The sequence below is a fragment of the Paenibacillus artemisiicola genome (genome assembly GCF_017652985.1).
GTDB lineage: Bacteria > Bacillota > Bacilli > Paenibacillales > Paenibacillaceae > Paenibacillus_Z > Paenibacillus_Z artemisiicola.
Genome location: NZ_JAGGDJ010000014.1, coordinates 1 through 26015, shown reverse-complemented (window position 1 = coordinate 26015; position 26015 = coordinate 1). Strand labels below are relative to the sequence as shown.

The window sequence follows — 26015 nt, the reverse complement described above, 5'->3', positions numbered from 1 at the left end:
AACAAGGGAGGCGGATGAGACATGAACGTACGCAAGATGCGGTTGTTTGACTCCGAAAACATCCACTCCAGCGAGGACAGGGACGAGTTCGAGAAGGATTACGCCCGCTTGATCCAATCGCCGGCGTTCCGCCGGCTGCAAGGAAAATCGCAGGTATTCGGCGCCGGCTCCGGCGACTATTACCGGACGCGGCTGACGCATTCGCTGGAGGTATCGCAGATTGCCCGCGAGGTGGCGCGCAAGCTGTGCAAAACGAATCCGTTTCTCGCGCGGCGCGAACATCCCGGACTGGTCATGGACCCCGAGGTCGTGGAGGTCGCTTCGCTGGCCCACGATCTGGGCCATCCGCCGTTCGGCCACAAGGGCGAAGAAGTGCTGAACGAGATTTTGACGGCGGAATGCGGGATGAAATACGAGGGCAACGCCCAAAATTTCCGCATCCTCATGTTCCTCGAGAAGCGCGCGGGGAGCGACAGCGGCCTCGATCTGACCGCCGCGGTGCTGCTCGCGATCAATAAATACCCGTTCTGCCTGGACCATCCCGGACGGCTCAAGGGCGTCTACGGCATGGAATGGGAGGGCATCGCCGGCCTCCGCAAAGCCTGGGGGATGCCGGACGGAGTCGCGACGCTGGAAGCCCAGCTGATGGACCTGTGCGACGACATCGCCTACTCGACGCACGATATCGAGGACGGGATTCGCGCCGGCAAGATTCAGATGAATCCCAGCCTGTTCGAAGACGACCGGCTCGTGGCGAGCGTCATGCAGGAGATCGTCGATGATCCCGGCAACGCGGTCATGCACTGGGAGGAAGTCGACATGATGCAGATGGTGCGCCAGGCGCTCCATCACTACCTGCAGCAGTGGGAGACGGTCTACGTCGAGTGCGGCCGGGAGCCGTCCCGGACGAGGCGCGAGATGAAGGCGCGCTGGGTGCGCAAGTTCGTCAGCGGCGTCGGCATCATCGACGATCCCGTCACCGGCTGGAAGCGCGTGACGTTCATCCGCGACGGCGTGCAGGACCTGGAGCTGCTGCGGACGATGGAGATTTTGAAGAAGCTCGCCTGGGTGACGCTGATCAAGGACTTCCGCGTGCAGCGGCTGCACAAGCGAAGCGAGATCATGATCCAGCGGCTGTGGGACAGCTTCCGGACGCCGGAGACGGGGAGGCTCATTATCCCGCCGGACTGGCTGGAGAGCTACGAGCGGCAGCGCAGCAAGTGGCCGTGGGAGCGCATGGTGGCGGATTACATCGCGGGCATGACCGACGCGTACGCCGAGAAAGTGTACGCGGAATTTTACGCGAGCCGGTCGGGTTCGATCTATGAGCGCGATTGATCGCGGACGTGAAGCGCGGGAAGCGATGCCGCGGCTCGGCACGGCTTAAAAGGACAGAGGAAGGACGATCGGCGCTTCGGCGCGGTCGTCCTTCTTGCGAAGGGAGCGGGCAAGCGGAATGCGGGAATCGGCGAACGAAGGCGAAGGCGCAAGCTGCGTCGTCCGGCGCGTCGGCATCGTGACCGAAGCCGGCGAGGACGGCGTGACGGCGGCGATCGGCGGCAAGACGCTGCGGCTGCCGCGCGACAAGGTGGCGGCGGAAGCCGCCGCGGGGGACGCCATCGTCTGGACTGGCAGCATTTGGACGGTTTCGGAGCGCTTCGGATCGCGCGAAACGGGGTACATCAAACATGAGAAAAGCTTAATGGCTCCGGCACCCTCTAACGGAGCCGACGATCCGAATCCTTCATAGAGACAAAAGGGAGGATGAACGCACTCATGGAAGTTTTGGATCAGAAACGATGCCTGTTCTGCGATTCGCTCGTACAGGTCAAACATAAAGGCGGCAGCGAATGGTACATGAACTGCCTATGCTCGCCGAGCGCGTCTTACGGTTTGAAGGACGGCAGCTACGAACCGTTCAGGCAGCTGTCTTACGGAGAGAAGAGGAGCATGTTCCCGATCATCTCCGCTTATATCCGCGAGAAGAGCGACTGCGAGGAGACGGTCATCGTCTCCTTCGACGGGAAGGACGAGATCCTGCAGTCGCCGCTCGTGCCGCTGACGACCGAGGACAAGGGGCTGCGCCTGCTGCGGTACTTGCACCGCCATGCGGGAGGGCCGGGCGAGCCGGTCGTGATCAATCAGTTCGCGCAGAGCTTCAACTTGACGTATTCGATGAATTTGCAGGAGCTCGTGTACATCGCCGAGAAGCTGAAGGAAGACGGCATGATCGAGCGGATCGGCTCGACGTTCCGGCTGACGGAGAAGGGCTGGCTGGAGGCGGAATCCAGCGCATCGGGCAAGGCGCTCAAGCCTTGCTTCGTGCTGCTTCCGGAACGCGAGGAGGACATGACGCGGGAGTGGATGAACACGGTGTTTCCGCGCTTGATCCAGCTCGGCTACTCGCCCAAGCTGGTGGAACGGGAAGAGGGGCGCCCGTCGGACGGCAAGTCCATGCAGGAGGCGCTGCAGCAGGTGCTTACCTGCAAGATGCTCATCGCCGACATCTCGGCGCCGGAGGCCGAGACGTGGATGTACGCCGGCTACGCGCTCGGCAACGAGATCCCGGTGACCTGGACCTGCAGCTCCGCCTCGGCGTCGGACAAGCCGGCGGGCGTGCGGCCGATCGTCTGGGAGGACGCGGAACAGCTCGCGGGCCAGCTGCAGGTCGCCATCGGACGGGAAAGCTGACCGGCACCCGTCCCGAAATCGGATTTGCTCCCGGATCGCGCGTTCGGCTATAATGATTTTATGCAATTTAATGAAATCAACGCGATTTCGGGAGGGACGAGCATGTCTATTTACGATTATGAAGTGACGACGATCGACGGCAAACCGACGACGTTGAAGCCGTACGAGGGCAAGATCCTGCTGATCGTCAACACGGCGAGCGCCTGCGGATTGACGCCGCACTACAAGGGGCTGCAGCACATCTATGAGACGTTCAAGGACGAAGGCGTCGTCGTGCTCGGGTTCCCGTGCAACCAATTCAAGAACCAAGAGCCGGGCACGAACGAAGAGATCGCGCAGTTTTGCGAGCTGAATTACAACGTGACGTTCCCGATGTTCGCGAAGATCGACGTGCGCGGCGAAGACGCGCATCCGCTCTACAAGTACCTGGTCGACGCGGTGCCGGCGCCGTACCATGCGGGCGACATCGATTGGAACTTCGCGAAGTTTCTCGTGGACCGGCAGGGCAACGTCCTGAAGCAGTATCCGGCTCCGACGGATCCTTCGGCCATCGAACCCGACCTGCGCAGCCTGATCGAGACGGGCGGCCTCGGCGCGGCTTCCAATACCGTCAACGATTGAGCGGCCGAATCGCGGATGAAGACGAAAAAGCACCTGGTTCAGGTGCTTTTTTTGCGTTTTCCGCCGTCGTACGCCGAGCCGCCTTACCGGCGCCCGGCGGCTTCCGCGCGGCCGATGCGCCTGCGGCCGAGCAGGCGCTTGACGAACGCGGCGTTCCGCGCGTTGTAAACGATGCCGGCGGCCAGCCAGACGAGGCCCATGATCAGCGCGTCCTTGCTGAGCAGCAGGAACAGCCAGGCGATGAAGCCGGCGCCGACGGCCGGCAGAACGAGGTACAGCAGCGTGCCGGTCAGGGAGCGGCGGCGCTCCTTGGCGAAATAATGGCAGACGACTGACGCGTTCACGAAGAAGAAGGCGGTCAGCGCGCCGAAATTGACGAATTTGACGGCCGTGTCCAGCCGGATGACGAGAGCGAGCAGCGACACGATCGCGACGATCAGAATGTTGGCGAGCGGCGTCTTCAGCTTCGGATGCACGTACGCGAAGGTGCGCGCCGGCAGGATCGATTCGCGGCCCATAACGTACATGAGCCGGGACGCGCTCGAGACGGACGAGACGCCTTGGGTGAAGATCGCGAGTAGCAGGACGCCGATGAACACGGTGCCGAGCGCGGCGCCGCCGACCATTTTCACGATCTCGAGGCCGGCCGAATCGAGGTTTGCGAACGAGAGGACGCCCGGAAAATCGAGCTGGGTCAAATAAGACGGTGTGACATATAGGACGCAGGCGATTATAATGATGAAGGCGATTGCGCGAGGGATCGTTTTCCGGGCGTTCTTCGTCTCTTCGGCCATCGTCGTGATGGAATCGAAGCCGAGGAACGAAAAGCAGATCACGGAGGCGCCGGACAAGACCCCTTCGAGAGGGACGCGCGTTTGCAGCAGCGGCGCGAGCGGATCGCCATGCGATGGCAGATGGCGGACGAGCAGCAGGCAAAAGAGGGCAATGAAGCCCATTTGAAGCAGGACGATCCATTTGCTCAAATTCGCGGAGAAGGAGGCGCCCTTCGCGTTCGCGAACGTAACCGCGAGGTTGATGCCGACGATCCATACCGCGGCGGGAACGGCGGGAAATTGCGCATGCATGTAAATGCCGAACGTAAGACAGGCGATGATGGGGGAGAATAGATAATCGAGCAGCAGCGCCCAGCCGACGAGGAAGCCGAGATACGGATGGACGGCTTTCTTGACGTAGGTGTAGGCGGAACCCGACGTCGGGTGGGCGACGGCCATCAAGCCGTAGCTGTACGCGGTGAACAGGATGGCGACGAACGCGAGCAGATAGGCCTGCGTCAGCATGCCGGACGAAGCATCGTACGCGATGCCGTAAATGGAGAAGTAAATCATGGGCGTCATCCAGGCGAGTCCGAGAAACGTGACCTGGAATAGCGACAGCGTCTGTTGAAGCTTCACTTGCTCTCTCATGCGCAGCAACCCTTTCCGATGGCGGCTAAAATAAAAAAGCTCGGGAGATATCGCGTCGACTGATATCCTCCCGGGCTTTTGTCCCTCCGTGCACACGGCGGCCGCCGTGCGTTTTCTCTCGGACCAGGCCGTCGGTCAGGTTAACTGCCGCCGCGGAACCCTAGAAAACGATTTTCGTATGCAATTCGGTTTTTCTTGTTAGATAATATAACACGAAGAACGCAAACGTCAAATGAAAAGTTATTAAACCTCAGATCATGCGCGATGAATGGAAAGGATGCTTACAAGTTGGCGACGACCGAAGAAGAGAAACCGAAATTGATTCCGACGAAGATTTGGAAATGCAAAAATCCGGAGTGCAAAGCGTGGGTGCGCGAGGAGTTCGCCGAGAGCGAGCAAAGCTGCCCGATCTGCAAAGGCCCCATGCATCGGAGCATGAGGCATTTGCCGGCCGTGCAAAACAAGATCAAACGACAACCGAAAAAACCGAAATCGGAATTCGATTTTTAAGCCGCCGCCCAGGCGGTTTTTTCGTTTAGTACAGGAGACGCCAGAGGTAGAACGTCGCGTACGCCTTCCATTCGCCCCATGGCGCGGCAAGCGCTTTGATCTCGGCGAGCGACGGCTTCTCCTCGCGGCCGAGCGCGGCCTTGAGCGCGTTGTGCAGGCCGACGTCCTCGAGCGGGAACGCGCCGGGATTGCGCAGGCAGCGCATCAGCACGTAATGCGCCGTCCACGGGCCGATGCCGCGTATGGCGGTGAGCGCCTTCTCCCGGGCCGTCCAATCGGGCAGCGCGAGCAGGCCTGCTTTGGACAAGGCGCCTTCGGCCATCAGCCGCGCGACGCCGACGACGTATTCGGCTTTCCGCTCCGTGAACTGCAGGTCGCGGAGCTCGGCAGGATCGATCGCCGCGATCCGCTCCGGCGCCGGGAACATCCGGTAGGCACGCCCGTCCCACCGGAAGGCCGCGCCGTACCGTTCCACGAAGCGGCGCTTGAGCGTGTACGCGAAGGCCAGGTTGATCTGCTGCCCCATGATGCCCCAGCACAGCGCCTCGAACAAATCGGCGATGCCGACGATGCGCAGGCCGCGGAACCGCCGGACCGCGGGAGCCAGTACTTCGTCGCCGGAAGCGAGCGCCAGGAAGCCGCTCAAATCCCGATCCATGTCGAACCATTCGCGGACGTACGCGGTGACGTCTCTCGCCGTCGCGTCGTCCGGCGGTCCGGTCAGGGCGGGGAATTCCGCCGCCAGCGCGCCGTCCGCGCGCGCCGACAGCCGGATCAGCGCGGGCGACCCGCCAGCGGGCACGAGCCGGGTTACGGACGCGGCATCCGCTTCGTACAGGCACTCGTTGGCGGACCGGTTCAAGTAATCGATGATAGGCGCGAAATCGAAGACGTCCGGCGTCTCGATGGTTATGATAGCTGTCATGCGTTCGAAGCCTCCCTCGTCGGGCGGAGCTTTGTTCTCCGCTCTCCGTACTAGTTGTACCATAAAACACGGCGACGGCGCCTTTCGCAATCTTGCTTTTCCATTCGGGCAGGCTTACATCCGGCCGGCAAAGCGGGTATACTTTGCGTTGTGGAGGTGAGGCGCGTGGCCGTTCAACCGAACGAGACGCCGTCGGACGCGCAGTGGACCGCGATCGTCGATTGCGATGCGTCGCATGACGGCAAGTATTATTACAGCGTCAGCACGACGCGCATTTTTTGCCGGCCGTCCTGCAAGTCGAGGGCGCCGAAGAGGGAGCACGTGCGCGTGTTCAAAACCGCGGCGGAGGCGGCGCAAGCGGGCTTTCGGCCGTGCAAGCGGTGCAAGCCGGACGGGCTGCGGCTTCCGGACGAGGAATGGGTCGACGCCATCGCGGAATCGATCCGCGCGCATTATCCGGAGCGGATCACGCTCGATGCGCTGGCCGAGCAGCAGCACGTCAGCCCGTACCACCTGCAGCGCACCTTCAAGCGGGTCCGCGGCCAGTCTCCCGCCGATTACCTGCTGCGCGTGCGCATCGAGGCGGCCAAGACGCTGCTGCGCGAATCCGCGGCCGCGATCGCCGCGGTCGGCGGCGAGGTCGGCATGCCGAACGCGGCGCATTTCGCGACCGCGTTCCAGAAGGCCGCCGGCTGCACGCCCACGCAATACCGACTGGCGCATCGCGCGCCGAACCCTTCGAAAGATGGTGACGTTCATGAGTAAATTCGACGGCAATTTGTATTGGTCGCTGCTCGACAGCGGCGATTGGCGCATGCATATCGCGGCCACCGACAAGGGACTGTGCTACATCGGCACCCCCGGGGCCGCCTACGCCGAACTGGCCGGCTGGGCCGCCCGGCAGCTGCCGGGAACCGAGCCGCGGCGCGACGACGCGGCGATGGCCCCCTACGGGGCGGCGATCCGCGCCTACCTGGAAGACGGCGCGCGGGACGCCGGCGTCGCGATGGATCTGCGGGGCACCGCGTTCCAGCAAGCCGTCTGGCAGGAGCTGCGGCTCATTCCGCCCGGCGAGGTGCGCGCCTACTCGGACGTCGCCGAACGGCTCGGCCGTCCTTCCGCGGCGCGGGCGGTCGCCGGCGCGATCGGGGCGAACCCCGTGCTGCTCTTCGTGCCCTGCCACCGGGTGCTCGGGAAGAACGGCACGCTGACCGGCTTCCGCGCCGGCATGGCGATGAAGGCGGAGCTGCTCCGGCGCGAAGGAGCGCTCCGGGCGACGTCGTGATTTTTTACTTCTTCGCGTTGTCGGCGGCGGCGGCGGTGCTGCTGCTGGCGAACCCGCGCGGCGGCGCGAACCGCTGGGCGGCGTTCTTCCTGGCGTGCGCTGCGGTCGGCGGCTTGGAGGGTACGCTGCGCGTGGCGGGCCTGCCGCGCGTCGCGGACGCGTCGGTGTACGTCAATCAGACGTGGACCCCGTACGGCATTCTCGCGTTCAGCCTGGCCTATGCCGAGAAGTGGCCGAAGCGCCGGAGGCATCGCGCGCTCCTGCAAGCCACGCTGCTGATTCCGGCCGCCGCGACGCTCGCCGTGACGCCGCTGGAGCCGGCGATCCGCGTCGACTTCGGCCTGCTGCTTTGCTGGGTGGGGCCGTATTACGCCGCTTCCTGCTGGGTGCTGCTGCGCGCGCTGCTGACGGAAGCGGACCCGCGGCGCAGGCGCGCCCGGCTCCTGACGACGCTGATCATCGTGCCCACCGTGCTCGCGGCCCTCGCGTTCATCAACGTGGCCCGGGCGATCGAGCCGGACTTCGACTTCTTCGCGTACATCTCCGTCTTCGTCATCTATTCGCTCGCCATGGCGCTTCTGTGCGTCTTCATGTACGGCTTTCTCGGCGTCAAACTGCGGCTCGAACGCGATCCGCTCGACGCGACGATGGAGGCCGTCAGCTCGGGCACGACGATGCTCAATCACACGATCAAGAACGAAATCGGCAAAATCTCGCTCAGCACGCTCAATCTCGGCCATCGGCTGCCGGACGCCGACGACGAAGCGCGGCAGCATCTCGCCATCATCTCGCAATCCTCCGCGCATTTATTGGATATGGTGACGCGCATTCACGGGCGGACGAAGGCGATCGTCCTGCGCGAGCAGCCGCACGCGCTGGAAGCCGTCGTCCGCGACTGCCTCGCCCGGTACGCCGACGAGCTCGAAGCGCGGGGGATCGCCGTCTCGTTCGGCGTGCTGGAACGCCCCGTGCTGACGCTGGACGCCGTCCACGTCCGGGAGGCGGTCGGCAACCTGATCGCGAACGCGGCCGAGGCGATGGAACGGGGCGGTCGTCTCCGGCTGACGCTCGAGGGGAACAAACGGCAGGTGCTGCTGACCGTGGCGGACGACGGGCCCGGCATTCCGAAGGAGCTGCAGCGGCGCGTCCTGGAGCCGTTCTTCAGCACGAAGAGCCGCGCCGACAATTACGGGCTCGGCTTGTCCTACGCGTACAACGTCATGCTGCTGAGCGGCGGGACGCTCGCCGTGAGCAGCGAGCCGGGACGCGGCGCGCGCGTGACGCTGGCGTTCCCGCGCAAGAAACAACTTCGGAAGGAATGAACGTACGGACATGAATGCGATCCGCGTAGTTCTGGTCGAGGACGATCCCGGCTGGATCAAGGCCATCACCGCTTTTCTGAACCGGGAGGAGGACCTGCTCGTCGTCGGCGCCGCGACCAACGCGGCGGAGGCGGCGTCGCTCGCCCGCACGCTGGAATTCGACGTCGTCCTCATGGACATCCAGCTGACCGACCGCAAGCTCGAAGGCATTTACGCGGCGATGGAGATTCACGGGCTCGCGCCGCAAGCCAAGATCATCATGCTGACGTCGATGAGCGAGGAGTCGGTCATGACGAAGGCGTTCACGGCCGGCGCCGTCAATTATATCGAGAAGACGAACTATCTTCATCTGCCGCACGCCATCCGCGCGGCTTACCATCACTCGGCGCCGATGGACGCGCTGCTGAAGGAGTTCGCCCGGCTGAAGCGGGAGGAGCAGCTGAAGCCGCTCACCGCGGCGGAGCGCGAGGTGTTCGACTTGATCGAGGCGGGCTACACGCAGCCGCAGATCGAGCGCAAGCTGTTCAAGGCGGAGAGCACGCTGAAGAACCAGGTCAACAAGATGCTGAAGAAGCTCGGCGTCCGCAGCAGCAAGGAAGCGGTGGAGAAGGTGAAGCGGATCGGACTCGCCCCGGAGAAGCCGGACGAGCCGGAGAATCCGAAGACGTGAAGCCGCGTTAAGCGGGCCGAAAAAACGCAACCGGGAACGGGGGTACTAGAGATTCTAGTACCCTTTTCGCCGCGCGTTCCATGAAAGTTGGTTCTGCCCGAGGTCCGGCGTACGCCGTTATACTTGGCCTTGAGAGGAGCTGACGAAGGACAATGCGGCGAAGCAAACCGATTTACGTCGAAACGACCATCCGCACCGACATGGAGACGCTGTGGAACCATACGCAGAAGCCGGAGCTCCACCGGCAGTGGGATCTCCGGTTTACCGACATCGCTTACCTGCCACGCCCGAATCCGGAAGCGCCGCAAAGGTTCACGTACGCCACGCGGATCGGCTTCGGCCTCGCGATCGCCGGCACGGGCGAGTCGCGGACGGCGCGGTTCCCGAAGAGCGGCGTGCGGCTGTCGGCGCTGGCTTTCGGCTCCGGCCAGCCGCTGTCGCTGATCAGCCGGGGAACGGGTTACTGGAAATACGTGCCGCCGAAGCGGGGCCGGGATGTCGGGGGAGGCGAAGAGCCCGAGGAGGGAAGCGAAGACGGCTGCCCTAACAGAAAGAATGACGGAAACGATGAAGGCATCCGGTTCATCACGCAATACGACTACCGGACGCGCTTCGGTCCGCTCGGCCGCGCGTTCGACCGCTTCGCGTTCCGCCCGCTGTTCGGTTATGCCACGGCATGGAGCTTCGACGCCCTCCGCCTGTGGCTCGAAGCGGGCATTCCGCCGCGGGTCGCGCTGCGTCAGGCGGTCGTCCATTACGCCTGCGCCGGGACGCTCGCCTGTCTGTGGCTCGCGCAGGGGCTGCTGCCGAAGCTGCTGTTCCCTCACGACGGCGAGCTAGCGATCCTGGCGGCGACGGGCTGGATCCCGGAGGGCCGCGAGACGCTCGCGGCGCTGCTGCTGGGCATTGGCGAAGCCGGCGTCGGCCTCGCCACGCTGCCGCTGCACCGCCGCAGGCGGTTCCTCGCCGCGCAGGCGCCGCTGCTCTTGCTGCTCGCGGCGCTGGGCGCGGCCGGCGATCCCGCGCTGCTGCGCTCGCCGTTCAATCCGGCGCTGCTCGGCGTCGGCATGGCCGCGCTCAGCCTGGCCGCCGCGCTGACGGCGCGGGAGCTTCCCGCTGCCGGACGCTGCCTGCGCGCGCCGCGGCCGAAGGGAGGGCGAGCGCGATGACGGCGGCGTCGATCTACGAGCGCGCGCTCGGGGCGGAGTTCGCGAAGCTGCACCCGCGCATCCGCCAGCGGTTCGGCTTCAGCAGCGGGGACGGGGTCGCCTCCATCGGCGAAGGCGTCATGGAGCGCATCTGGTACAACAAGTGGGCGGCGGCGCCGCTCTGGCTCGGAACGGCGCGCCATATCATGTTCCCGAAGGCGGGCGAGGGCGTTCCGTTCACGATCGCCAACTACGCCTACGAGGACGCCTTCGGACGCGAGACGGTCACGTGGAGCCGCCGGTTCCGCTTCCCGGAAGGCGTCCGCAAGTTCGACGCGACGATGATCTACAGCCGGCAGCGCCGGCGCATCGTCGATTATTTGGGCACGAAGCAGCATCTGGCGGTCGACCTCGAGATGGCGGCGTCGCCGCACGGCGGCATCCTGATCCGCTCGGGCGAGCAGCGCTTCTACGAAGGCCCGCTCGGGTTCCGCTTTCCCGATCGGCTGACGGGAAGGGCGGAGGTGCACGAATGGTACGACGACGAGGCGGGCCGCTTCCGGATAACGGTCGATGTCGTCAATCCGCTGCTCGGGCCGGTCTTCCGGTACGGCGGCTGGTTCCGGGCCGCGACGGTGCCGATGGCGGGACGGCGCGTTCCCGGCGAGGCGAAGCCGACGCGCGAGGAATATCGGGAGTAACGCCCGCCCGCGCGCCGTTAACGCTCCTGTCCGCTTCGTCGAGGCTTCGGCGATAGCCATGCGCCCGCGCCTCGGGGGCGCTCCCATCCTTCGCGTCCGGCGCCGATTCGTAACCCGGCGGAGAAAACGGTATAATGGAGCGACGAAGTCAGGAAGGATGAGGAAATTGATCGAGATCGAAGCCTATACCGTAGAGAAAATCAAGGATCCGTTCGGCATCTTGGCCGGGGAACGATACGAATTCAAGCTGGAAATCGACGTCGCGGAGGACGACGAGCTGTACGTTGAAGGAGGGCTGTTCATTCGGGCGATCTACCGCGTCGACGGAGATGCCGGGCGTCTCGTCAAGTACGAGCTGTACAAGCGGATCAACGACGCGTTCCACGATTTCGAGCTGGAGGACGAGGAAGAACGGATGCTCGAATCGTTTTGCGGGGCGCATTTCTCCGAGTCGGAGGCATAAAATAAAAGCGGAAGGCAGCCGGCGTTTCACGGGGGCGAGGCCCGTGTAATAAGGAGTACGGCAAGCGGATAAGCGGGCCGAAACCTAGTGAACAGGCGGTGAATGACATGACAGTCCATTATCTGTTGAACTGTTACAACAATCAAATTTTGGTGAAGCAGGTGGACGGCGAAGCCGAGGCCTTCCATGTCAACATTCAAAGCAACAGCAACCCGCTCAGTTTCGGCAACAAATTGTACGCGGCAGCGAGCAAGGAGCAGGCGGTGCGGATCGCGAACCAGCTTTGCGCGTTCTACTCGATGGCGAGAGCGAACGGCTACCGGCTCGAGGGCACGACGTTCCGCAACGAGAACAAGACCGACATTACCGTCGAGGACGTGCTCAAGGTCGAGCGGACGAAAGACGATATGCACGATTTGCTGCAGCGCGCGTAGCCTCCTTGAATGCGCTCCCAACCGACTTAAAACCCGAATACGCACGGGACCTTCGCCGAAGGTCCTGTTTTTTGCGTTTCGATTGCTGCCTATCCTGGCGATAACCGGAAGAACCGGGCCCGAAAGTGGACATCGCACGCGCCGGCGTCCTATAATGAAGGGTATGTTGTCGCCGGCCGGCGCCGGCCGAACGAAGGAAACGGGGCATCGCGCATGAAGAAATTCAAAAAGTTTTACATCGAAATCACGAGCGTTTGCAATTTGGCCTGCTCCTTCTGCCCGCCGACGGAACGGGCGAAAGGATTCATCTCCGTGGCGGATTTTACGCGGACGCTGGAGCAGATCAGGCCGCACGCGGACCATATTTATTTTCACGTCAAGGGCGAGCCGCTGCTTCATCCCAAGATCGATACGCTGCTCGACCTCGCCCACGAGCGCGGCTTCAAGGTGAACCTGACCTCGAACGGCACGCTGCTTCACAAAGCCGGGCCGAAAATTCTCGGCAAGCCCGCGCTGCGGCAGATCAACTTCTCGCTGCACAGCTTCGACGGCCACGAGGGCTCGGTCGACAAGGAAGGCTACGTCGGCAAGGTGCTCGCGTTCGCCAAGGAAGCCGTCGCGGCGTCGGACGTGCTCGTCTCGCTGCGGCTGTGGAATTTGACGGAGGATAACGCCACGAACGTCGCGCGCCAGCGCAACCAGGAGATTCTCGACCAGCTCGAGCGGACGTTCGGGCTCGATTTCCGGATCCGGGACCATTATACGCGGGGCAAGGGCATCAAGCTGGCCGACCGCATCTACCTGAACCACGATCACGAGTTCAAGTGGCCGGACCTGAAGGAGAAGGAAGACGAGAACCGCGGCTTCTGCTACGGCCTGCGCAATCAGGCGGGCGTGCTCGTGGACGGCACCGTCATTCCTTGCTGCCTGGACGGCGAAGGCGTCATCGATCTCGGCAACATCCATCAAACCGCGTTCTCGGACATCATCGAGGGCGAGCGGGCGAAGCGCCTGTACGACGGCTTTTCCCGCCGCGAGGTGGTCGAGGAGTTGTGCCGCAAATGCGGCTACCGGCAGCGGTTCAGCATGTGAAGGAAAGAAGGTTGTAACGATATATGGCCTATACGACATCACGTCCCAACGAAACGGTCGTGCGGCTGGGCGGCGAGCGGAAGCTCCGCGTCCCGCTGTTCTACGTCGCGATCGCGATCTTGCTCGCCAAGCTGGCGCTGCTGCGCTACTTCCTGTTCGGCGAGATTAAGTGGCCCCGGCTCTTCGCCGACGCTTCCGCGCTGCTCGTGCTCTTGTGCGCGCTGGAGCTCGCGACGCCGGCCCGGTTCAAAGCATGGGCATACGGCAGCTTGAACCTGCTCGTGTCGCTCCTGTTTTTTTCGTCGGCCGTTTATTTCGAGCATTTCGGCTCGGTGCCGACGTACACCGCTCTTTACGAGCTGCATCAGGTCACAAAAATCCAGGACAGCGTCGAATCGACGATCCGCTGGAGCCATTATTGGTTCTTCCCGGACGTGCTGATCGGGCTCGTCGTCTGGATCGCCGCCGCGGCGGCCGTCCGGCGGGGAAGCCGGGGCAAGGCGTTCTCCGCGGCGACTCCGATGTACCGCGTCGTGCTGAGCGCGCTGTTCATCCTCTGCGTCGCGATGTCCGCGCGGATCATCCACGTCGGCATGCCGATCGAGAACGAGCTCGTCGAAGCGGAGGACGAGGGTTTCCTGAATTACCAGGTGTCCGCGGCCATCAAGGACGCCAAGGACAACAGCATCGCCTCCGAAGGCAACACGGCTGATTTCGTCAAGCAGGCGAAGGACCTGCAGGCGACGTATCCGTACAAGGACAAGCCGGGCGGCGCGCCCGCTTACTTCGGCACGCAGAAGGGGAAGAACGTCATCGTCATCCAAATGGAGGCGTTCCAGAACTTCCCGATCCATCTGAAGCTGAACGGCAAGGAGATTACGCCCGTGCTGAACGGGCTGGCGGACGGCAGCTTGTATTTCCCGCATATTTTCCAACAAATCGGCCAAGGCAATACGTCGGACGCGGAATTCATGTCGAACACGTCGATCTATCCGACCGCCAAGATCGCCATGTCGACCGGCTACGGCGACCGGAACGTGCCGAGCCTGCCGCGGCTGCTGCAGCAGAACGGCTATGCCGCAGACACGTTCCACGTCAACGACGTGACGTTCTGGGACCGCAACAAGCTGTACGCGGCGCTCAACTTCAACCGGTACTACGACAAGCCGTATTACAAGAACGACCATTTCAACAGCTTCGGCGCCTCCGACGAGGAGCTGTACCGGGTAGCCGTCGAGAAGCTCGGCGAAATCGCCAAGACCCAGCAGCCGTTCTACGGGCAGATGATCACCGTATCGAGCCACTTCCCGTTCGACGTGCCGGCGGGCCGCGCCAAGATGACGCTGCCGGACGATTTGAAGGGGACGCAGCTCGGCAATTATTTGCTCGCCGTCAATTACACGGACTACGCGATCGGCACGCTGATCGACCGCCTGAAGGCAAGCGGCCTGTGGGACGACACCGTGCTCGTGCTGTACGGGGACCATTTCGGCCTGCAGCCGACCGACAACGACCCGAACGCGGTCACGAAGGCGCTCGGCGTGCCGTACGATCCGCAGGTATCGCGCTTCAACATTCCGCTCATCATCCATCTGCCGGGCGAGCGGCAGGGCAAGGTGGTCGATCGGGTCGGCGGCCAGGTCGACATCATGCCGACGATCGCCAACCTGCTCGGCATCTCGCTCGAGCAGGCGAACTACACGGCGTTCGGGCACGATCTGCTCAACATCGACCATAACGTCGTCGGGTCGCGTTATTATTTGCCGACCGGCTCGTTCTTCAACGACAAGATCCTGTTCGTGCCGGGCAAAAGCTTCGACGACGGCACCGCCGTCGACCTGCGGACGCTGAAGCCGGTGACGGACTTGGCGCCTTACCGCAAGGACTACGACTATATCCTGAAGCTGATGGACGTGTCGGACAAGTATGTCCGTTCGCTGCCGAAGCGTTGAACCGAGCGTCGAACAAACCATATGTAATAAAAGCTGACATAGCGATTGACAGACCGGGAAGGCCGCGGCTATAATGAGCAGCAACGGCAGGTACTGACAATCGCATATCGGTTCTCATGTTAGCTATTGAGAACGAAAAAGCTGTCTAGGGTTCCGTTGGCGTTCGCTTTCTTGACGTCAAGCCTGGTCCGAGAGACGGTGTGCGGCACGCGGATGCTTCGGCTTCCGGCGGCTGCATAACACGGAAGGATAAAAGCCTGGGAGATCATGCTCCCGGGCTTTTTTGTTTTCACGACAAAAGGAGGAATTATCCATGACGAGCTCAACCTTGTGGAGCAAGACGTTCGCGCCGGGGGACAAATGGTCCGGCGTCGTCGCGCAGGGCCGCCTGCTGACCTTTACGGCGCTGCAGCCGGACGCCAACCTGGCGCTGACGCTGTTTCACGCGAACGATTTGACGGAGCGCTACAACATGCCCGATACGCTGAAAGCTCAGTACACGGCCCGCCTGACGCGCGGCAATGTCCTGATGAGCGACAACGGGCGCGTGCTGGCGAGCATCGTCGAAGACGGTCTCGGCTGGCACGATCCCATCGGCGGCCTCACGACGCGCGAATCGACGGACGCCAAGTACGGGGCGACGGACTACCAGACGCAGCGCAACGGCTGGCATCGCAGCGGCTACGAGAACTTCGCGGTCGAGCTCGTGCGGTGCGGCCTCGGCGTCCGCGACCTCGGTCCCGTCGTGAACCTGTTCGCCAAGGTGTCCTGCGATTCGGCCGGGCGCCTGATCTACGACGCGGACCACTGCCGGGAAGGCGCGGCCGTGACGCTGCGCACCGACATGGACGTGCTCGTCGTGCTGTCGAACACGCCGAATCCGCTCAACCCGGGGACGACTTATCCTGCGGCCTCCGTCAAGCTGGACGTCTCCGCGGCGCCGCCGTTCGATCCGGCGACGGATTATTGCTTCCAATACCGCGCCGAGAACCGGCGCGCGTTCGAGAATACCGCGGAATACCGGCTGCTGGCCGTCCGCTAACCTACAAGGAGGTTGAACCGATGACCGCATTTATTCGAACCGAAAGCAGCTTGCTCGAGGAGCAGGCGATTCACGACGAGACCGTCTTGGCCGGCGACGGCTGGATGAACGTGCTGGAGCCGGGGCAGACGCTCCGGATCGTCGACCTGGCCGGCAATCAGGCGGCGGATACGCTCTTCTTCGACGCCGACAACCCGGACGATCATTACAGCGCCGTCAATACGATCGCGGCCCAGGGCAATCTGTACTTGACGACCGGCTCCGTCCTGCGGGCGGAATCCGGCAAGCCGCTCGCGCGGATCGTCGCCGACACGTGCGGCCGTCACGATACGGTCGGCGGCTCCTGCTCCGCGCAGAGCAACACGGTCCGGTACGCGCACGAGAAGCTGCAGATGCACAACTGCCGCGATACGTTCATGCTGCAGCTGGCGAGGCACGACGGACGCTATACGAAGCGGGACCTCGCGCCGAACGTCAACTTCTTCATGAACGTGCCGGTTACGCCCGAAGGCGGGCTGACGTTCGCGGACGGCGTCTCGGCGCCGGGCTGCTATGTGGAGCTCAAGGCGATCGCCCGCACGACGGTGCTGATCAGCAACTGCCCGCAGCTGAACAACCCGTGCAACGCGTACGATCCGACGCCGATTCGCGTCCTGATTTGGAACCCCTGATTCGGAGCTCCTGGTTCGAGACCGGTCGACGGCTCGGACGCGTTCCAATGGTTAGCTAGAGAAGATACGGATATTCGGGAGGGAACGACCATGTTCACCAAAGTGCTTATCGCCAACCGCGGCGCCATCGCCGTACGCATCGAACGAACGCTGCGCAAGCTCGGCATCGCGTCCGTCGCCGTATACACGACCGCCGATCAAGACAGCTTGCATGTCGACCGCGCCGACGAAGCGGTGCCGATCGGCGCGGGACCGGCCAAGGACAGCTACCTCGACGCCGAACGGATTCTTCGGGTCGCCGTGGAGACGGGCGCGCAAGCGATCCATCCGGGCTACGGCTTCCTGAGCGAAAACGCGGCCTTCGCCCGCGCCTGCCGCGAGCGCGGCATCGCCTTCATCGGTCCGACGCCGGAGCAGATGGAGCTGTTCGGCCTGAAGCATACCGCGCGCGGCATCGCCGAACGCGCCGGCGTGCCGCTGCTGCCGGGCACGGGGCTGATCGCCGACCCGGATGAGGCGCTGGCGCAGGCGGACGCGATCGGCTATCCCGTCATCCTGAAGAGCACGGCGGGCGGCGGCGGCATCGGGATGCGCGTCTGCGCCGACGCCGCCGCGCTCCGCGAAGCGTTCGACGGCGTGCGCCATCTGGCGGAGACGAACTTCAAGAACGGCGGCATCTTCCTCGAGAAATACATCGCGAAGGCCCGCCACGTCGAGGTGCAGATTTTCGGCAACCGGTTCGGCGAAGTCGCGGCGCTCGGCGAGCGGGACTGCTCGATCCAGCGGCGCAATCAGAAGGTCATCGAGGAAAGCCCGGCGCCGAATCTGCCGGACGACGTCCGCCAAGCGATGTTCGCGTCGGCGAAGCGGCTCGCGGCCGAAGCCGGCTACCGCAGCGCGGGCACGGTGGAATATTTGTACGACCCCGAGACGTGCCGGTTCTACTTCCTCGAGGTCAACACGCGGCTGCAGGTCGAACATGGCGTCACCGAGGAAGTGCTCGGCGTCGATCTCGTCGAATGGATGGTGCTCGAGGCGGCGGACGAGCTGCGCGGCATCGAGGCGCGGGTGCCCCGTCCCGAAGGGCACAGCATTCAAGCGCGCATTTACGCGGAGGATTGCCTGCGGCAATTCCGGCCGAGCGCCGGCAAGCTCGACCGCGCGGCATTCGCGGCGGACGCCCGCGTGGAGACGTGGGTGCGCGACGGGCTGACGGTGACGACGCTCTACGATCCGATGCTGGCGAAAATCATCGTCCGCGGCGAGAACCGCGCGGACGCGTTCGCGAAGCTGGCCGCGGCGCTCGACGGCACGCGCCTCTACGGCGTTACGACGAATCTGTCGTACGTGCGGGCGCTGCTGGACGATCCGGATTGCCGGAGCGGGAACGTCTACACGCAGCTGCTGAACGGCTTCGCCCCGACCGAAGCGGCGATCGAGGTGCTCGACGGCGGCGTGCAGAGCACGGTGCAGGATTGGCCCGGCCGGACCGGTTACTGGGACGTCGGCGTGCCGCCTTGCGGACCGATGGATCCGCTGTCGTTCCGGATCGGCAACAAGCTGCTCGGCAATCCGGACGACGCGCCCGGCCTCGAGCTGACGCTGCGCGGCGGCGCCTATGCGTTCCGCGGCGACCTGACGGTGTGCCTCGCGGGCGCGGACATGGAGGCGGAGCTGGACGGCGAGCCGGTGCCGTACTACCGGCCGGTCCGCGTCCGCCGAGGCCAGGAGCTTCGGTTCGGCGAAGCGAAGGCGGGGATGCGCGCGTACCTGCTCGTCGCCGGCGGCTTCGACGTGGCGAAGACGCTCGGCAGCGCCGCGACGTTCACGCTCGGCGGCTTCGGCGGCCACGGCGGCCGGGCTTTGCGGGCGGGCGACGTGCTCGCCGTCGGCGGCGCGGGACGGACGCCAGCTCGGGCGGCGGAGCCGGCCGGGTTGGCGGCGCCGCGGGAGCTGCCGGAACGCTTCCGTCCGGCCATGGCGCGGGAGTGGACGATCGGCGTCATTCCGGGGCCGCACTGCACGGAAGAATATTTGAAGCCGAGCTACTTGCGGGAGCTGGCGAACACCGAATTCGAAGTGCATTTCAACAGCTCGCGCACCGGCGTCCGGCTGATCGGCCCGGCCCCGCATTGGGCGCGCGAGGACGGCGGCCAGGCCGGCCTCCATCCGTCCAACATTCACGACAACGCGTACGCGGTCGGCACGCTCGACTTGACGGGCGACATGCCGATCCTGCTCGGCCCCGACGGCCCGAGCCTCGGCGGCTTCGTCTGCCCGGTGACGACGGCGTCGGCGGAGTTCTGGAAGCTCGGCCAGCTGCATCCCGGCGACCGCGTGCGGTTCCGGCTGCTGACGCTCGAGGAAGCGGACGCCATGCGGCGCCTGCACGACGATAATCTCGACGCGATCGGCGAAGGCGCGTTCGACCGGCTGCGGCCGGCCGTGCTGCCGGCGCCGGGCATCGAGCTCGCGCCGTCCTATCCGCTGCTGCACCGCGAGACCGAGCATCGCCGTTTCCCGATTACGATCCGCTGCAGCGGCGACGAGAACCTGCTCGTGGAATACGGGGAGATGGTGCTCGACTTGACGCTGCGCTTCCAGGTTCACGCCCTGATGGAGGCGATCCGGGCGAGCGGCGCGATTCCCGTGCGGGATTTGACGCCGGGCATCCGATCCCTGCAGGTGCATATCGATCCGAAGGCGACGACGGTGCAGGACGCGTGCGCGCGCATCCTCGAGCTGGACCGCGGGCTGCCGCCGCTGGAAACGATCGAGGTGCCGTCGCGCGTCGTGCGGCTGCCGCTGTCGTGGGACGATCCCGCGACGCAGCTGGCGATCGAGCGTTATCAGCGCAACGTCCGGCCGGACGCGCCGTGGTGCCCGAGCAACCTCGAGTTCATCCGCCGGATCAACGGGCTGGAGGGCCTTGACGACGTGCAGCGGATTGTGTATGAAGCCAACTACCTCGTGCTGGGGCTCGGCGACGTTTACTTGGGCGCGCCGGTCGCGACGCCGCTCGACCCCCGCCACCGGCTCGTGACGACGAAGTACAATCCGGCCCGCACGTGGACGCCGGAGAACGCCGTCGGCATCGGCGGCGCCTACATGTGCGTATACGGCATGGAAGGCCCGGGGGGCTATCAGTTCGTCGGCCGCACGATCCAAATGTGGAACCGTCTGAACCGCGAGACGGCGAGCTTCCAAGCCGGCAAGCCGTGGCTGCTGCGGTTCTTCGATCAAATCCGGTTCTACCCCGTCGGCGCCGACGAGCTGCTTCGGCTGCGGGAAGACTTCGCGCGCGGCCGGTTCGAGGCCGATATCGTCGAAACGACGTTCAAGCTCGGCGATTATCTGGCGTTCCTCGCCTCGATCGAGGACGGCGCGGTAGCGTTTGCCGGGACGCAGCAGGCCGCGTTCCGGGCGGAGCGCGAGCGGTGGAAGGCGCTCGGACTCGCCGAATACGTCTCCGAGAGCGAAGCGGCGAAGCCGGCCGAAGAAGACGAACTGCCGGACGGCGCGGTCGGCGTCCGCTGCTCCATGCCGGGCAGCGTCTGGAAGGTGCTGGTGAACCCGGGGCAGGCGGTGAAGAAAGGCGAGACGCTGATCATCGAGGAAAGCATGAAGATGGAGTTCAATCAGACGGCGCCGTGCGACGGGTACGTCGCCGCCGTATTCGTCAAGCCGGGGGACGAAGTGCATGCCGGCCAGCTGATCGTCAGCCTCGTCCAAGAAAGCGAAAGAGAGGTGTCCATCGCATGAGACGCGCAAACGAGAAATGGCCCGAACACTTGACCGTCTCCTGGCTGAAGGAGCGGTATGCGGACGGAACGATCACGCCGGTGGAAGTCGCGGAAGAAATCGTCCGGCGCGCCGAACGCGACGCGGACATGCGGATCTGGATCACGCCGCCCGCCATGGAGCGGATCGCGCCGCATTTGAAGCGCTTGGAGGGGACCGATCCCGGCAGCCTGCCGCTCTGGGGCGTCCCGTTCGCGGTGAAGGACAACATCGACGTCGCCGGCCTGCCGACGACCGCCGCTTGCCCGGATTTCGCGTTCGAGCCGGACGCGAGCGCCGTCGTCGTCCGGCGGCTGATCGACGCCGGGGCCATTCCGGTCGGCAAAACGAACCTGGACCAATTCGCCACCGGCCTCGTCGGCACGCGCAGCCCTTACGGCGAGACGCATAACGCGCTGCGGCCGGAGCTCATCAGCGGCGGCTCGAGCTCCGGCTCCGCCGTCGCGGTGGCGCGCGGGCAGGCCGCGTTCGCGCTCGGCACGGATACCGCGGGCTCGGGCCGCGTGCCGGCGGCGCTGAACGGGCTCGTCGGCTACAAGCCGAGCCTCGGCGCCTGGCCGACGAAGGGCGTGCTGCCGGCCTGCGCGAGCCTCGACTGCGTCACGGTGTTCGCGCACGGCCTGGACGACGCGCTCGCCGTCGACGCCGCGGCGCGCGGACCGGAAGCGGCGGACCCGTGGTCGAAGGCGATCCCGGCTCCGCGGCGGGGACGATTGCCGTCGGCGGTCTGCCTGCCGGAGGAGACGCCGGCGTTCTACGGGCCGTTCGCGGCGGAATACCGGGCGGCGTGGGCGGACGCGGTCTCGGCCGCCCAAGCGATGAACCTGCCGATCGTCAAGGCGGATCTAGCGTTGTTCGCGGAAGCGGCGGCGATCTTGTACGACGGCCCGCTGGTCGCCGAACGCTGGGCGGATCTCGGCGATTTCGTGACATCGCATCCGGGCGCGGCGCATCCCGTGACGGAGCGGGTGCTGCGCACCGGCGCGTCGCCGGCGTATACGGCAGCCGCGGCGTTCCGGGCGGCGCACCGGCTGCAGGCGCTCAAGCTGGAGGCGCGCGGGCTGCTCGCGGACGCCGTGCTGCTGCTGCCTACATGCGGCGGCACCTGGACGCGCGACGAGGTGCGGCGGGATCCGATTTCGACGAACGGCGACATGGGGCGGTACACAAACCATTGCAACCTGCTCGACCTGTGCGCGGTCGCGGTGCCGGCGGGCGAGGTGCGCGAACGGACGCCGTTCGGCGTCACCTTCTTCGCGACGGCGGACAACGAGTCGCTGATCGTCGGCGCGGCTGCGGCGTTCGAAGCCGCGCGCGGCGCGTTGGCGGAGTCTGCGGGGAGGATCGAAGCCGTGGCGAGCCGGGAAGCGGCGGCGCCGCGCGCGGTCGAGACGATCGCGCCGCCGGAAGCGGCGAAGCCCGCCACGACGCTCGTCGCCGTGTGCGGCCTTCACATGCGCGGCTTCCCGTTGGAGCCGCAGATGCGCGCCTGCGGCGCCGTATTCGTCCGAGAGGCGAAGAGCGCGCCGAAGTATCGGCTCGTGAAGCTGCCGACCGTGCCGGCGAAGCCGGGGATGATCAAGGTGGAGACGGGCGGCGCGGCCGTCGCGCTGGAGGTATGGGAGATGCCGCTCGCGGCGTTCGGCGGCTTCGTCGCGTCCATACCGGCGCCGCTCGGCATCGGCAAGGTGGAGCTGAGCGACGGCGCCGAGGTGCCGGGCTTCGTCTGCGAGGCGTATGCCGAAGCCGGCGCCGAGGACATCACGGCGGCGGGTTCTTGGCGCAAAGCCTTGCTTTCGCGAAGCTGAATCCCGCGGCATGCCGACGGTCGCGCCGGCTGCTCGCGCGCCGCAAGGCCGCGTCCCGATGAGGCGCGGCTTTTTGCCGTTCGCGCCCCGAATTCCCCCGGACTAGAAGGCGCTCGCGGTTGAAGCGTATAATAGAAGCGTCGGGGGTGAACGCGATATGGTGAAGAAAGGCTTGCTGGCGCTCGGCGTCCTGCTGCTGCTGATCGCCGCTCTGGCGGGCGCGGGGCTGTGGTACGTCAAGCCGCAGGAGAAGCTCGATCTGGCGTACCGGACCGTGCCGCTGGAGCAGCGGGCGATCGGGATGGCGAAGAATTTGAGCACGACGCTGGCGCTCTCGGAATCGGACGTCGACAACATCGCCAAGGCGTACATCGCGTCCGATCCGCGTTACGGCCCGGACGTGACGGTAACGGGGGCGCGCTTCGACATCGAGGACGGGCGCATCGCGGCGCATTATAATTTGAAGGTGAAAAACCGGATTCCGGTCGGCGTCGTCGTCTATTACCGCGTCCAGTGGCGCGATCCGAATCTCGTGGCTGTCGTCGACGAAGCAAAGCTGAGAAGCCGGACGCTGCCGAAGCGCTATTTCGACGACATCGTCATTCCGCTCGGAAGCAGCGTGCCGAAGCCGATTCGCATCCGTTCCGCGGCGCTTCAAGGCGACAAGCTGGTCATTACGATCAAAAAGCCCACCTTGGCCGAGCTGACCCGGCTGCTGCGCCGGGAGCTCGGATTATAGGCGGGCTGGACGATAGGGGCGCGAGGCGCCTCCTTGCATTTAACGCAGTCTCGCGAGCAGCGGGCGGAGCGTGCCGATCATGAACGCGCCGATGGCGGCTTTAATGAAGTCGCCGACCAGGAACGGGTAGCAGCCGCTCTTCATCGCGGCGCCGAAGCTCAGCTTCGCTTTGAAGGCCAGCCACGGCACGCCGCCGGCATAGGCGAGCAGGACGCTGAACAGCACGAGGCTGAGGAATAGCAGCGCGTAGCCGCCGCGGTTCAGCTTCTTCGCGCGGGCGAACAGCCGGTCGCTGGCGAGCCCGATGAGCAGCGCGGACAACGGGAACATCCAGATGTAGCCGCCGGTCAAGCCGAACAGGACGGAGATGCCGCCGCTGCCGCCGAGAAGCGGCAGCCCGGCCGCCGACAGCAGGACGACGATGAAGATGCTGAGGAAGCCGTAGCCGGCGCCGAGCAGCCCGCCCGCGAGCATGACGGCGAGCGTCTGCAGCGTGATCGGCACGGCCGTGAACCACAGCGGCACTTTCACGAAGCTGAAGGCGACGAAGAGCGCGGCGAACAAGGCGGTGAAGACGGCGCTGCGGATCCAGACGGCGGAATCGGCGCGCTTGGCGTCCGCGATGGCGGTTTGAGCGGTTTCGGTCGGTAGAGTAGTCATTGTCATTTCTCCTCCTGAATGTTAACCTTGTTATCTGGTGATGGTTAACAATTAGCATCATAGCATGGGAGTAAACTTTTGGGAAGAGGGAAATCGGGTTGGAAGATCGCGAAGAGAGCAAGTTGGTTTTGAAGCATGTGACGATCCCGCGCGCGCCGGAATCGGGCGAGACGGCGCCGCGGCTGGCGGATATACATATGGAGCTCGGTCCCGGGGAATGGCTCAATCTCGTCGGCTTGAACGGCAGCGGCAAATCGTCGCTCGCCCGGCTGCTCGCCGGCCTTGTCATCGACGGCGTGCAGGGCACGTGGAACCGCGGCTTCGCCGGCGGGCTGCCGTCGCCGTACGTCATGCAGCAGCCCGACGCGCAGCTGTTCGCGGAAACGCCGCGCGAGGAGATCCGGTTCGCGCTGGAATGGCGCGGACTGCCGCCGGAGCGGATTCTGGCGGAATCCGAAGCGATTTTGCTCGAGACCGGCTTGGGGGCCGTCGCGGACCTGACGTGGGACAAGCTGTCCGGCGGGCAGCGCCAGCTGGCGGCCGTCGCCGCGGCTTCGGCGACGCGGACGCCGCTCATCGTCTTCGACGAAGCGACCTCGATGCTCGACGAGCAGTCGCGCCGCGGCGTGCGCGCGATCGCAGCGAAGCTGCACCGCGGAGGGACGGCGGTCGTGTGGGTGACGCAGCGGCTGCAGGAGCTGGGCGCCGGGGACCGGGTCGTCGCGATGGCGGAGGGCCGCGTCGCGTTCGACGGGAGCGGCGGGCAATTCTTGTACGGCGCCGGGTATCCGCGCGAAGTCGGCGCGGAGGAACCGCCGTGCGCGGCTTGCGGCCTGCGTCTGCCGTACGTCGCGCGGCTTGCGCTCGAGCTGGGCCGCGCCGGCAGGCTGCGGCCGCCGTTCCCGGAAGCCGGCGATGCGGAAGCTTGGGACGAGGCGCTGAGGCAGGTGAGCGCGCGATGAACGGCATGCACGGGAATTCGCTGCGCTTGCATGGGATAAGGCTCGTCGGCGAGACTGCAGGGGGGAGGACGAGGAGCGATTCCGACGCGGACGCGGACGTGCTGGAGCTGGCGGCCGGGACGATTACCGTGCTCGCCGGCGCGAACGGCGCGGGCAAAACCCGCCTCCTCGAGACGATTGCGGGGCTGCGCGAGCCCGACCGACTGACCATTGCCTTCGGCGGCGAAGCGATGTGGCTTCGCAAACGGACGCTCTGGCGGACGCGGCTCGCGCCGAATCCGCGCGCGCTGCTCGCGTACGCGTACGCTTGCCAGTCGCCCGAGGAGCAGCTCTTTCTTCGGACCGTGCGCGAAGAGCTGCGTTACTCGCTCCGCCCGTACGCGCTATCGGAAGCCGAGCTCGAGCGGCGGACGGACGACGCCTTGCGGACGGTCGATTGGGATCGGCAATGGCTGGCGCGCGATCCGTACGCGATGAGCGGCGGAGAGCGGAGGCGCACGGCGCTGGCTTGCTTGTTCGCGCCCCCGGCGGCGTGGCTGCTGCTGGACGAGCCGACGGCCGGGCTCGACGCGGACGGCCACGAGCGGCTCGCGGCACAGCTGCGCCGCCGCGCCTCGGAAGGGCAGGGCGTGCTGCTGATTTCGCACGAAAGCGATTGGGCGTTCGCGCTCGCGGACCGCGTGCTGCTGCTGCATGCGGACGGCGCCGTCCGCGCCTGCGGCCGAAGCGAGCTGCTCGCCAATCCGCATTGGCTCGCCGAAGCGGGCATGGACGTGCCGGATTGGTTCGCGGTCGCGCGAATCGGGCTGGCGCTCGGCGCGCCCGAAGACGCGGTCTGGGATCCGCGCGGGCTGGCCGGCGCGCTTGCGGCGCTCCGGCCGGACGACGTCTTCGCCCGCGAGCACGGACAAGCGGGGTATGCGGTCAGAACCGGCGCGCCGCCGGAAAAGGGCTCGCCAGGCGCAACGTCTTCGCCTCCCGCCGTGAAGTCCGCGAACCAGCAGCCGACCGTGGCCGGCGCGTCCGGCGCGCCGCCGGGAACGACCGCGGCTGCCGCAACGCCGACCCTCGTCGCCGATGCGAGCTCGCCGTCT

25 protein-coding genes and 2 riboswitches are annotated in these 26015 nt (G+C 65.4%); of the genes, 22 read left to right on the top strand and 3 right to left on the bottom strand.

Going from position 1 to position 26015, the window contains the following annotated elements:
* The first annotated feature begins 21 nt into the window (after positions 1 to 21).
* The 4 genes from I8J29_RS17310 to I8J29_RS17295 all read left to right on the top strand — a co-directional run bounded on the left by I8J29_RS17310 (position 22) and on the right by I8J29_RS17295 (position 3312).
* Entirely contained in the window at positions 22 to 1338 is a 1317-nt protein-coding gene (locus I8J29_RS17310; RefSeq protein WP_208848788.1) for a deoxyguanosinetriphosphate triphosphohydrolase family protein, read from the top strand.
* 118 nt (positions 1339 to 1456) lie between these two features.
* Positions 1457 to 1750 (top strand): hypothetical protein, encoded by a 294-nt coding sequence (locus I8J29_RS17305; RefSeq protein WP_208848787.1) that lies wholly within the window; start codon positions 1457 to 1459, stop codon positions 1748 to 1750.
* Positions 1751 to 1776: 26 nt separating this feature from the next.
* Positions 1777 to 2691, top strand: coding sequence for a hypothetical protein (locus I8J29_RS17300; protein ID WP_240546272.1), 915 nt, complete (start codon positions 1777 to 1779; stop codon positions 2689 to 2691).
* Between the two features lie 102 nt (positions 2692 to 2793).
* Entirely contained in the window at positions 2794 to 3312 is a 519-nt protein-coding gene (locus I8J29_RS17295; RefSeq protein ID WP_208848786.1) for a glutathione peroxidase, read from the top strand.
* 83 nt (positions 3313 to 3395) lie between these two features.
* Here the strand turns inward: I8J29_RS17295 and I8J29_RS17290 are convergent, their stop codons facing one another.
* Entirely contained in the window at positions 3396 to 4736 is a 1341-nt protein-coding gene (locus tag I8J29_RS17290) for an APC family permease (protein WP_208848785.1), read from the bottom strand.
* 65 nt (positions 4737 to 4801) lie between these two features.
* Positions 4802 to 4911: riboswitch (guanidine-I (ykkC/yxkD leader) on the bottom strand.
* Between the two features lie 89 nt (positions 4912 to 5000).
* Here I8J29_RS17290 and I8J29_RS17285 point away from each other — a divergent pair.
* Positions 5001 to 5246: a cold-inducible protein YdjO-related protein gene (locus tag I8J29_RS17285; protein WP_090636140.1), complete on the top strand. Its 246-nt coding sequence runs from the start codon at positions 5001 to 5003 to the stop codon at positions 5244 to 5246.
* Between the two features lie 25 nt (positions 5247 to 5271).
* Here I8J29_RS17285 and I8J29_RS17280 read toward each other — a convergent pair whose 3' ends face one another.
* Positions 5272 to 6171 (bottom strand): DNA-3-methyladenine glycosylase family protein, encoded by a 900-nt coding sequence (locus I8J29_RS17280; protein WP_208848784.1) that lies wholly within the window; start codon positions 6169 to 6171, stop codon positions 5272 to 5274.
* Between the two features lie 165 nt (positions 6172 to 6336).
* Between I8J29_RS17280 and I8J29_RS17275 the strand changes: the two genes are divergently transcribed.
* From I8J29_RS17275 to I8J29_RS17205, 15 genes are all read left to right on the top strand, one after another.
* Positions 6337 to 6936 (top strand): bifunctional transcriptional activator/DNA repair enzyme AdaA, encoded by a 600-nt coding sequence (locus I8J29_RS17275; protein ID WP_208848783.1) that lies wholly within the window; start codon positions 6337 to 6339, stop codon positions 6934 to 6936.
* Positions 6929 to 7456, top strand: coding sequence for a methylated-DNA--[protein]-cysteine S-methyltransferase (locus I8J29_RS17270; protein ID WP_208848782.1), 528 nt, complete (start codon positions 6929 to 6931; stop codon positions 7454 to 7456). Before I8J29_RS17275 ends, I8J29_RS17270 begins: the two co-directional genes overlap by 8 nt.
* Positions 7453 to 8778 (top strand): sensor histidine kinase, encoded by a 1326-nt coding sequence (locus I8J29_RS17265; protein ID WP_208848781.1) that lies wholly within the window; start codon positions 7453 to 7455, stop codon positions 8776 to 8778. The genes I8J29_RS17270 and I8J29_RS17265 overlap by 4 nt, the downstream gene beginning before the upstream one ends.
* A gap of 10 nt (positions 8779 to 8788) precedes the next feature.
* Positions 8789 to 9448, top strand: a complete 660-nt coding sequence (locus I8J29_RS17260; RefSeq protein WP_208848780.1) for a response regulator transcription factor — start codon at positions 8789 to 8791, stop codon at positions 9446 to 9448.
* Between the two features lie 152 nt (positions 9449 to 9600).
* Positions 9601 to 10617 carry a DoxX-like family protein gene (locus I8J29_RS17255; RefSeq protein WP_208848779.1) on the top strand — a complete coding sequence of 339 codons (1017 nt, stop codon included), beginning with the start codon at positions 9601 to 9603 and terminating at the stop codon, positions 10615 to 10617.
* On the top strand, positions 10614 to 11297 hold the full coding sequence (locus tag I8J29_RS17250) for a DUF4166 domain-containing protein (protein ID WP_208848778.1): 684 nt from the start codon (positions 10614 to 10616) through the stop codon (positions 11295 to 11297). The genes I8J29_RS17255 and I8J29_RS17250 overlap by 4 nt, the downstream gene beginning before the upstream one ends.
* A gap of 157 nt (positions 11298 to 11454) precedes the next feature.
* A complete protein-coding gene (locus I8J29_RS17245; RefSeq protein ID WP_338113199.1) occupies positions 11455 to 11760 on the top strand; it encodes a DUF6509 family protein in 306 nt (101 codons plus the stop codon).
* 107 nt (positions 11761 to 11867) lie between these two features.
* Positions 11868 to 12194: a hypothetical protein gene (locus I8J29_RS17240; RefSeq protein WP_090636155.1), complete on the top strand. Its 327-nt coding sequence runs from the start codon at positions 11868 to 11870 to the stop codon at positions 12192 to 12194.
* 213 nt (positions 12195 to 12407) lie between these two features.
* Positions 12408 to 13286: a radical SAM/SPASM domain-containing protein gene (locus I8J29_RS17235; protein WP_208848777.1), complete on the top strand. Its 879-nt coding sequence runs from the start codon at positions 12408 to 12410 to the stop codon at positions 13284 to 13286.
* Positions 13287 to 13309: 23 nt separating this feature from the next.
* Positions 13310 to 15238: an LTA synthase family protein gene (locus I8J29_RS17230; protein WP_208848776.1), complete on the top strand. Its 1929-nt coding sequence runs from the start codon at positions 13310 to 13312 to the stop codon at positions 15236 to 15238.
* Positions 15239 to 15372: 134 nt separating this feature from the next.
* Positions 15373 to 15504: riboswitch (guanidine-I (ykkC/yxkD leader) on the top strand.
* A gap of 47 nt (positions 15505 to 15551) precedes the next feature.
* On the top strand, positions 15552 to 16280 hold the full coding sequence (locus I8J29_RS17225) for an urea amidolyase associated protein UAAP1 (RefSeq protein WP_208848775.1): 729 nt from the start codon (positions 15552 to 15554) through the stop codon (positions 16278 to 16280).
* Positions 16281 to 16300: 20 nt separating this feature from the next.
* Positions 16301 to 16951: an urea amidolyase associated protein UAAP2 gene (locus I8J29_RS17220; protein ID WP_208848774.1), complete on the top strand. Its 651-nt coding sequence runs from the start codon at positions 16301 to 16303 to the stop codon at positions 16949 to 16951.
* Positions 16952 to 17041: 90 nt separating this feature from the next.
* Entirely contained in the window at positions 17042 to 20713 is a 3672-nt protein-coding gene (gene uca, locus I8J29_RS17215) for an urea carboxylase (protein ID WP_208848773.1), read from the top strand.
* On the top strand, positions 20710 to 22560 hold the full coding sequence (gene atzF / locus I8J29_RS17210; protein ID WP_208848772.1) for an allophanate hydrolase: 1851 nt from the start codon (positions 20710 to 20712) through the stop codon (positions 22558 to 22560). Before uca ends, atzF begins: the two co-directional genes overlap by 4 nt.
* Positions 22561 to 22717: 157 nt before the next feature.
* Entirely contained in the window at positions 22718 to 23299 is a 582-nt protein-coding gene (locus I8J29_RS17205) for a hypothetical protein (protein ID WP_208848771.1), read from the top strand.
* 39 nt (positions 23300 to 23338) lie between these two features.
* Here the strand turns inward: I8J29_RS17205 and I8J29_RS17200 are convergent, their stop codons facing one another.
* Entirely contained in the window at positions 23339 to 23959 is a 621-nt protein-coding gene (locus tag I8J29_RS17200; protein WP_208848770.1) for a biotin transporter BioY, read from the bottom strand.
* 98 nt (positions 23960 to 24057) lie between these two features.
* Between I8J29_RS17200 and I8J29_RS17195 the strand changes: the two genes are divergently transcribed.
* Positions 24058 to 24921, top strand: coding sequence for an energy-coupling factor ABC transporter ATP-binding protein (locus tag I8J29_RS17195; RefSeq protein WP_208848769.1), 864 nt, complete (start codon positions 24058 to 24060; stop codon positions 24919 to 24921).
* A partial coding sequence (locus tag I8J29_RS17190; RefSeq protein WP_208848768.1) for an energy-coupling factor ABC transporter ATP-binding protein occupies positions 24918 to 26015 on the top strand: 1098 nt, incomplete at its 3' end. The genes I8J29_RS17195 and I8J29_RS17190, both read left to right, overlap by 4 nt.

Excerpts from the sequence above, each read along its gene's own strand:
- I8J29_RS17310 (WP_208848788.1), top strand. The coding sequence starts at position 22 with ATGAACGTACGCAAGATGCGGTTGTTTGACTCCGAAAACATCCACTCC.
- I8J29_RS17305 (WP_208848787.1), top strand. The coding sequence starts at position 1,457 with ATGCGGGAATCGGCGAACGAAGGCGAAGGCGCAAGCTGCGTCGTCCGG.
- I8J29_RS17300 (WP_240546272.1), top strand. The coding sequence starts at position 1,777 with ATGGAAGTTTTGGATCAGAAACGATGCCTGTTCTGCGATTCGCTCGTA.
- I8J29_RS17295 (WP_208848786.1), top strand. The coding sequence starts at position 2,794 with ATGTCTATTTACGATTATGAAGTGACGACGATCGACGGCAAACCGACG.
- I8J29_RS17290 (WP_208848785.1), bottom strand. The coding sequence starts at position 4,736 with ATGAGAGAGCAAGTGAAGCTTCAACAGACGCTGTCGCTATTCCAGGTC.
- I8J29_RS17285 (WP_090636140.1), top strand. The coding sequence starts at position 5,001 with ATGAATGGAAAGGATGCTTACAAGTTGGCGACGACCGAAGAAGAGAAA.
- I8J29_RS17280 (WP_208848784.1), bottom strand. The coding sequence starts at position 6,171 with ATGACAGCTATCATAACCATCGAGACGCCGGACGTCTTCGATTTCGCG.
- I8J29_RS17270 (WP_208848782.1), top strand. The coding sequence starts at position 6,929 with ATGAGTAAATTCGACGGCAATTTGTATTGGTCGCTGCTCGACAGCGGC.
- I8J29_RS17260 (WP_208848780.1), top strand. The coding sequence starts at position 8,789 with ATGAATGCGATCCGCGTAGTTCTGGTCGAGGACGATCCCGGCTGGATC.
- I8J29_RS17255 (WP_208848779.1), top strand. The coding sequence starts at position 9,601 with ATGCGGCGAAGCAAACCGATTTACGTCGAAACGACCATCCGCACCGAC.
- I8J29_RS17250 (WP_208848778.1), top strand. The coding sequence starts at position 10,614 with ATGACGGCGGCGTCGATCTACGAGCGCGCGCTCGGGGCGGAGTTCGCG.
- I8J29_RS17245 (WP_338113199.1), top strand. The coding sequence starts at position 11,455 with ATGAGGAAATTGATCGAGATCGAAGCCTATACCGTAGAGAAAATCAAG.
- I8J29_RS17240 (WP_090636155.1), top strand. The coding sequence starts at position 11,868 with ATGACAGTCCATTATCTGTTGAACTGTTACAACAATCAAATTTTGGTG.
- I8J29_RS17235 (WP_208848777.1), top strand. The coding sequence starts at position 12,408 with ATGAAGAAATTCAAAAAGTTTTACATCGAAATCACGAGCGTTTGCAAT.
- I8J29_RS17230 (WP_208848776.1), top strand. The coding sequence starts at position 13,310 with ATGGCCTATACGACATCACGTCCCAACGAAACGGTCGTGCGGCTGGGC.
- I8J29_RS17225 (WP_208848775.1), top strand. The coding sequence starts at position 15,552 with ATGACGAGCTCAACCTTGTGGAGCAAGACGTTCGCGCCGGGGGACAAA.
- I8J29_RS17220 (WP_208848774.1), top strand. The coding sequence starts at position 16,301 with ATGACCGCATTTATTCGAACCGAAAGCAGCTTGCTCGAGGAGCAGGCG.
- uca (WP_208848773.1), top strand. The coding sequence starts at position 17,042 with ATGTTCACCAAAGTGCTTATCGCCAACCGCGGCGCCATCGCCGTACGC.
- atzF (WP_208848772.1), top strand. The coding sequence starts at position 20,710 with ATGAGACGCGCAAACGAGAAATGGCCCGAACACTTGACCGTCTCCTGG.
- I8J29_RS17205 (WP_208848771.1), top strand. The coding sequence starts at position 22,718 with ATGGTGAAGAAAGGCTTGCTGGCGCTCGGCGTCCTGCTGCTGCTGATC.
- I8J29_RS17200 (WP_208848770.1), bottom strand. The coding sequence starts at position 23,959 with ATGACTACTCTACCGACCGAAACCGCTCAAACCGCCATCGCGGACGCC.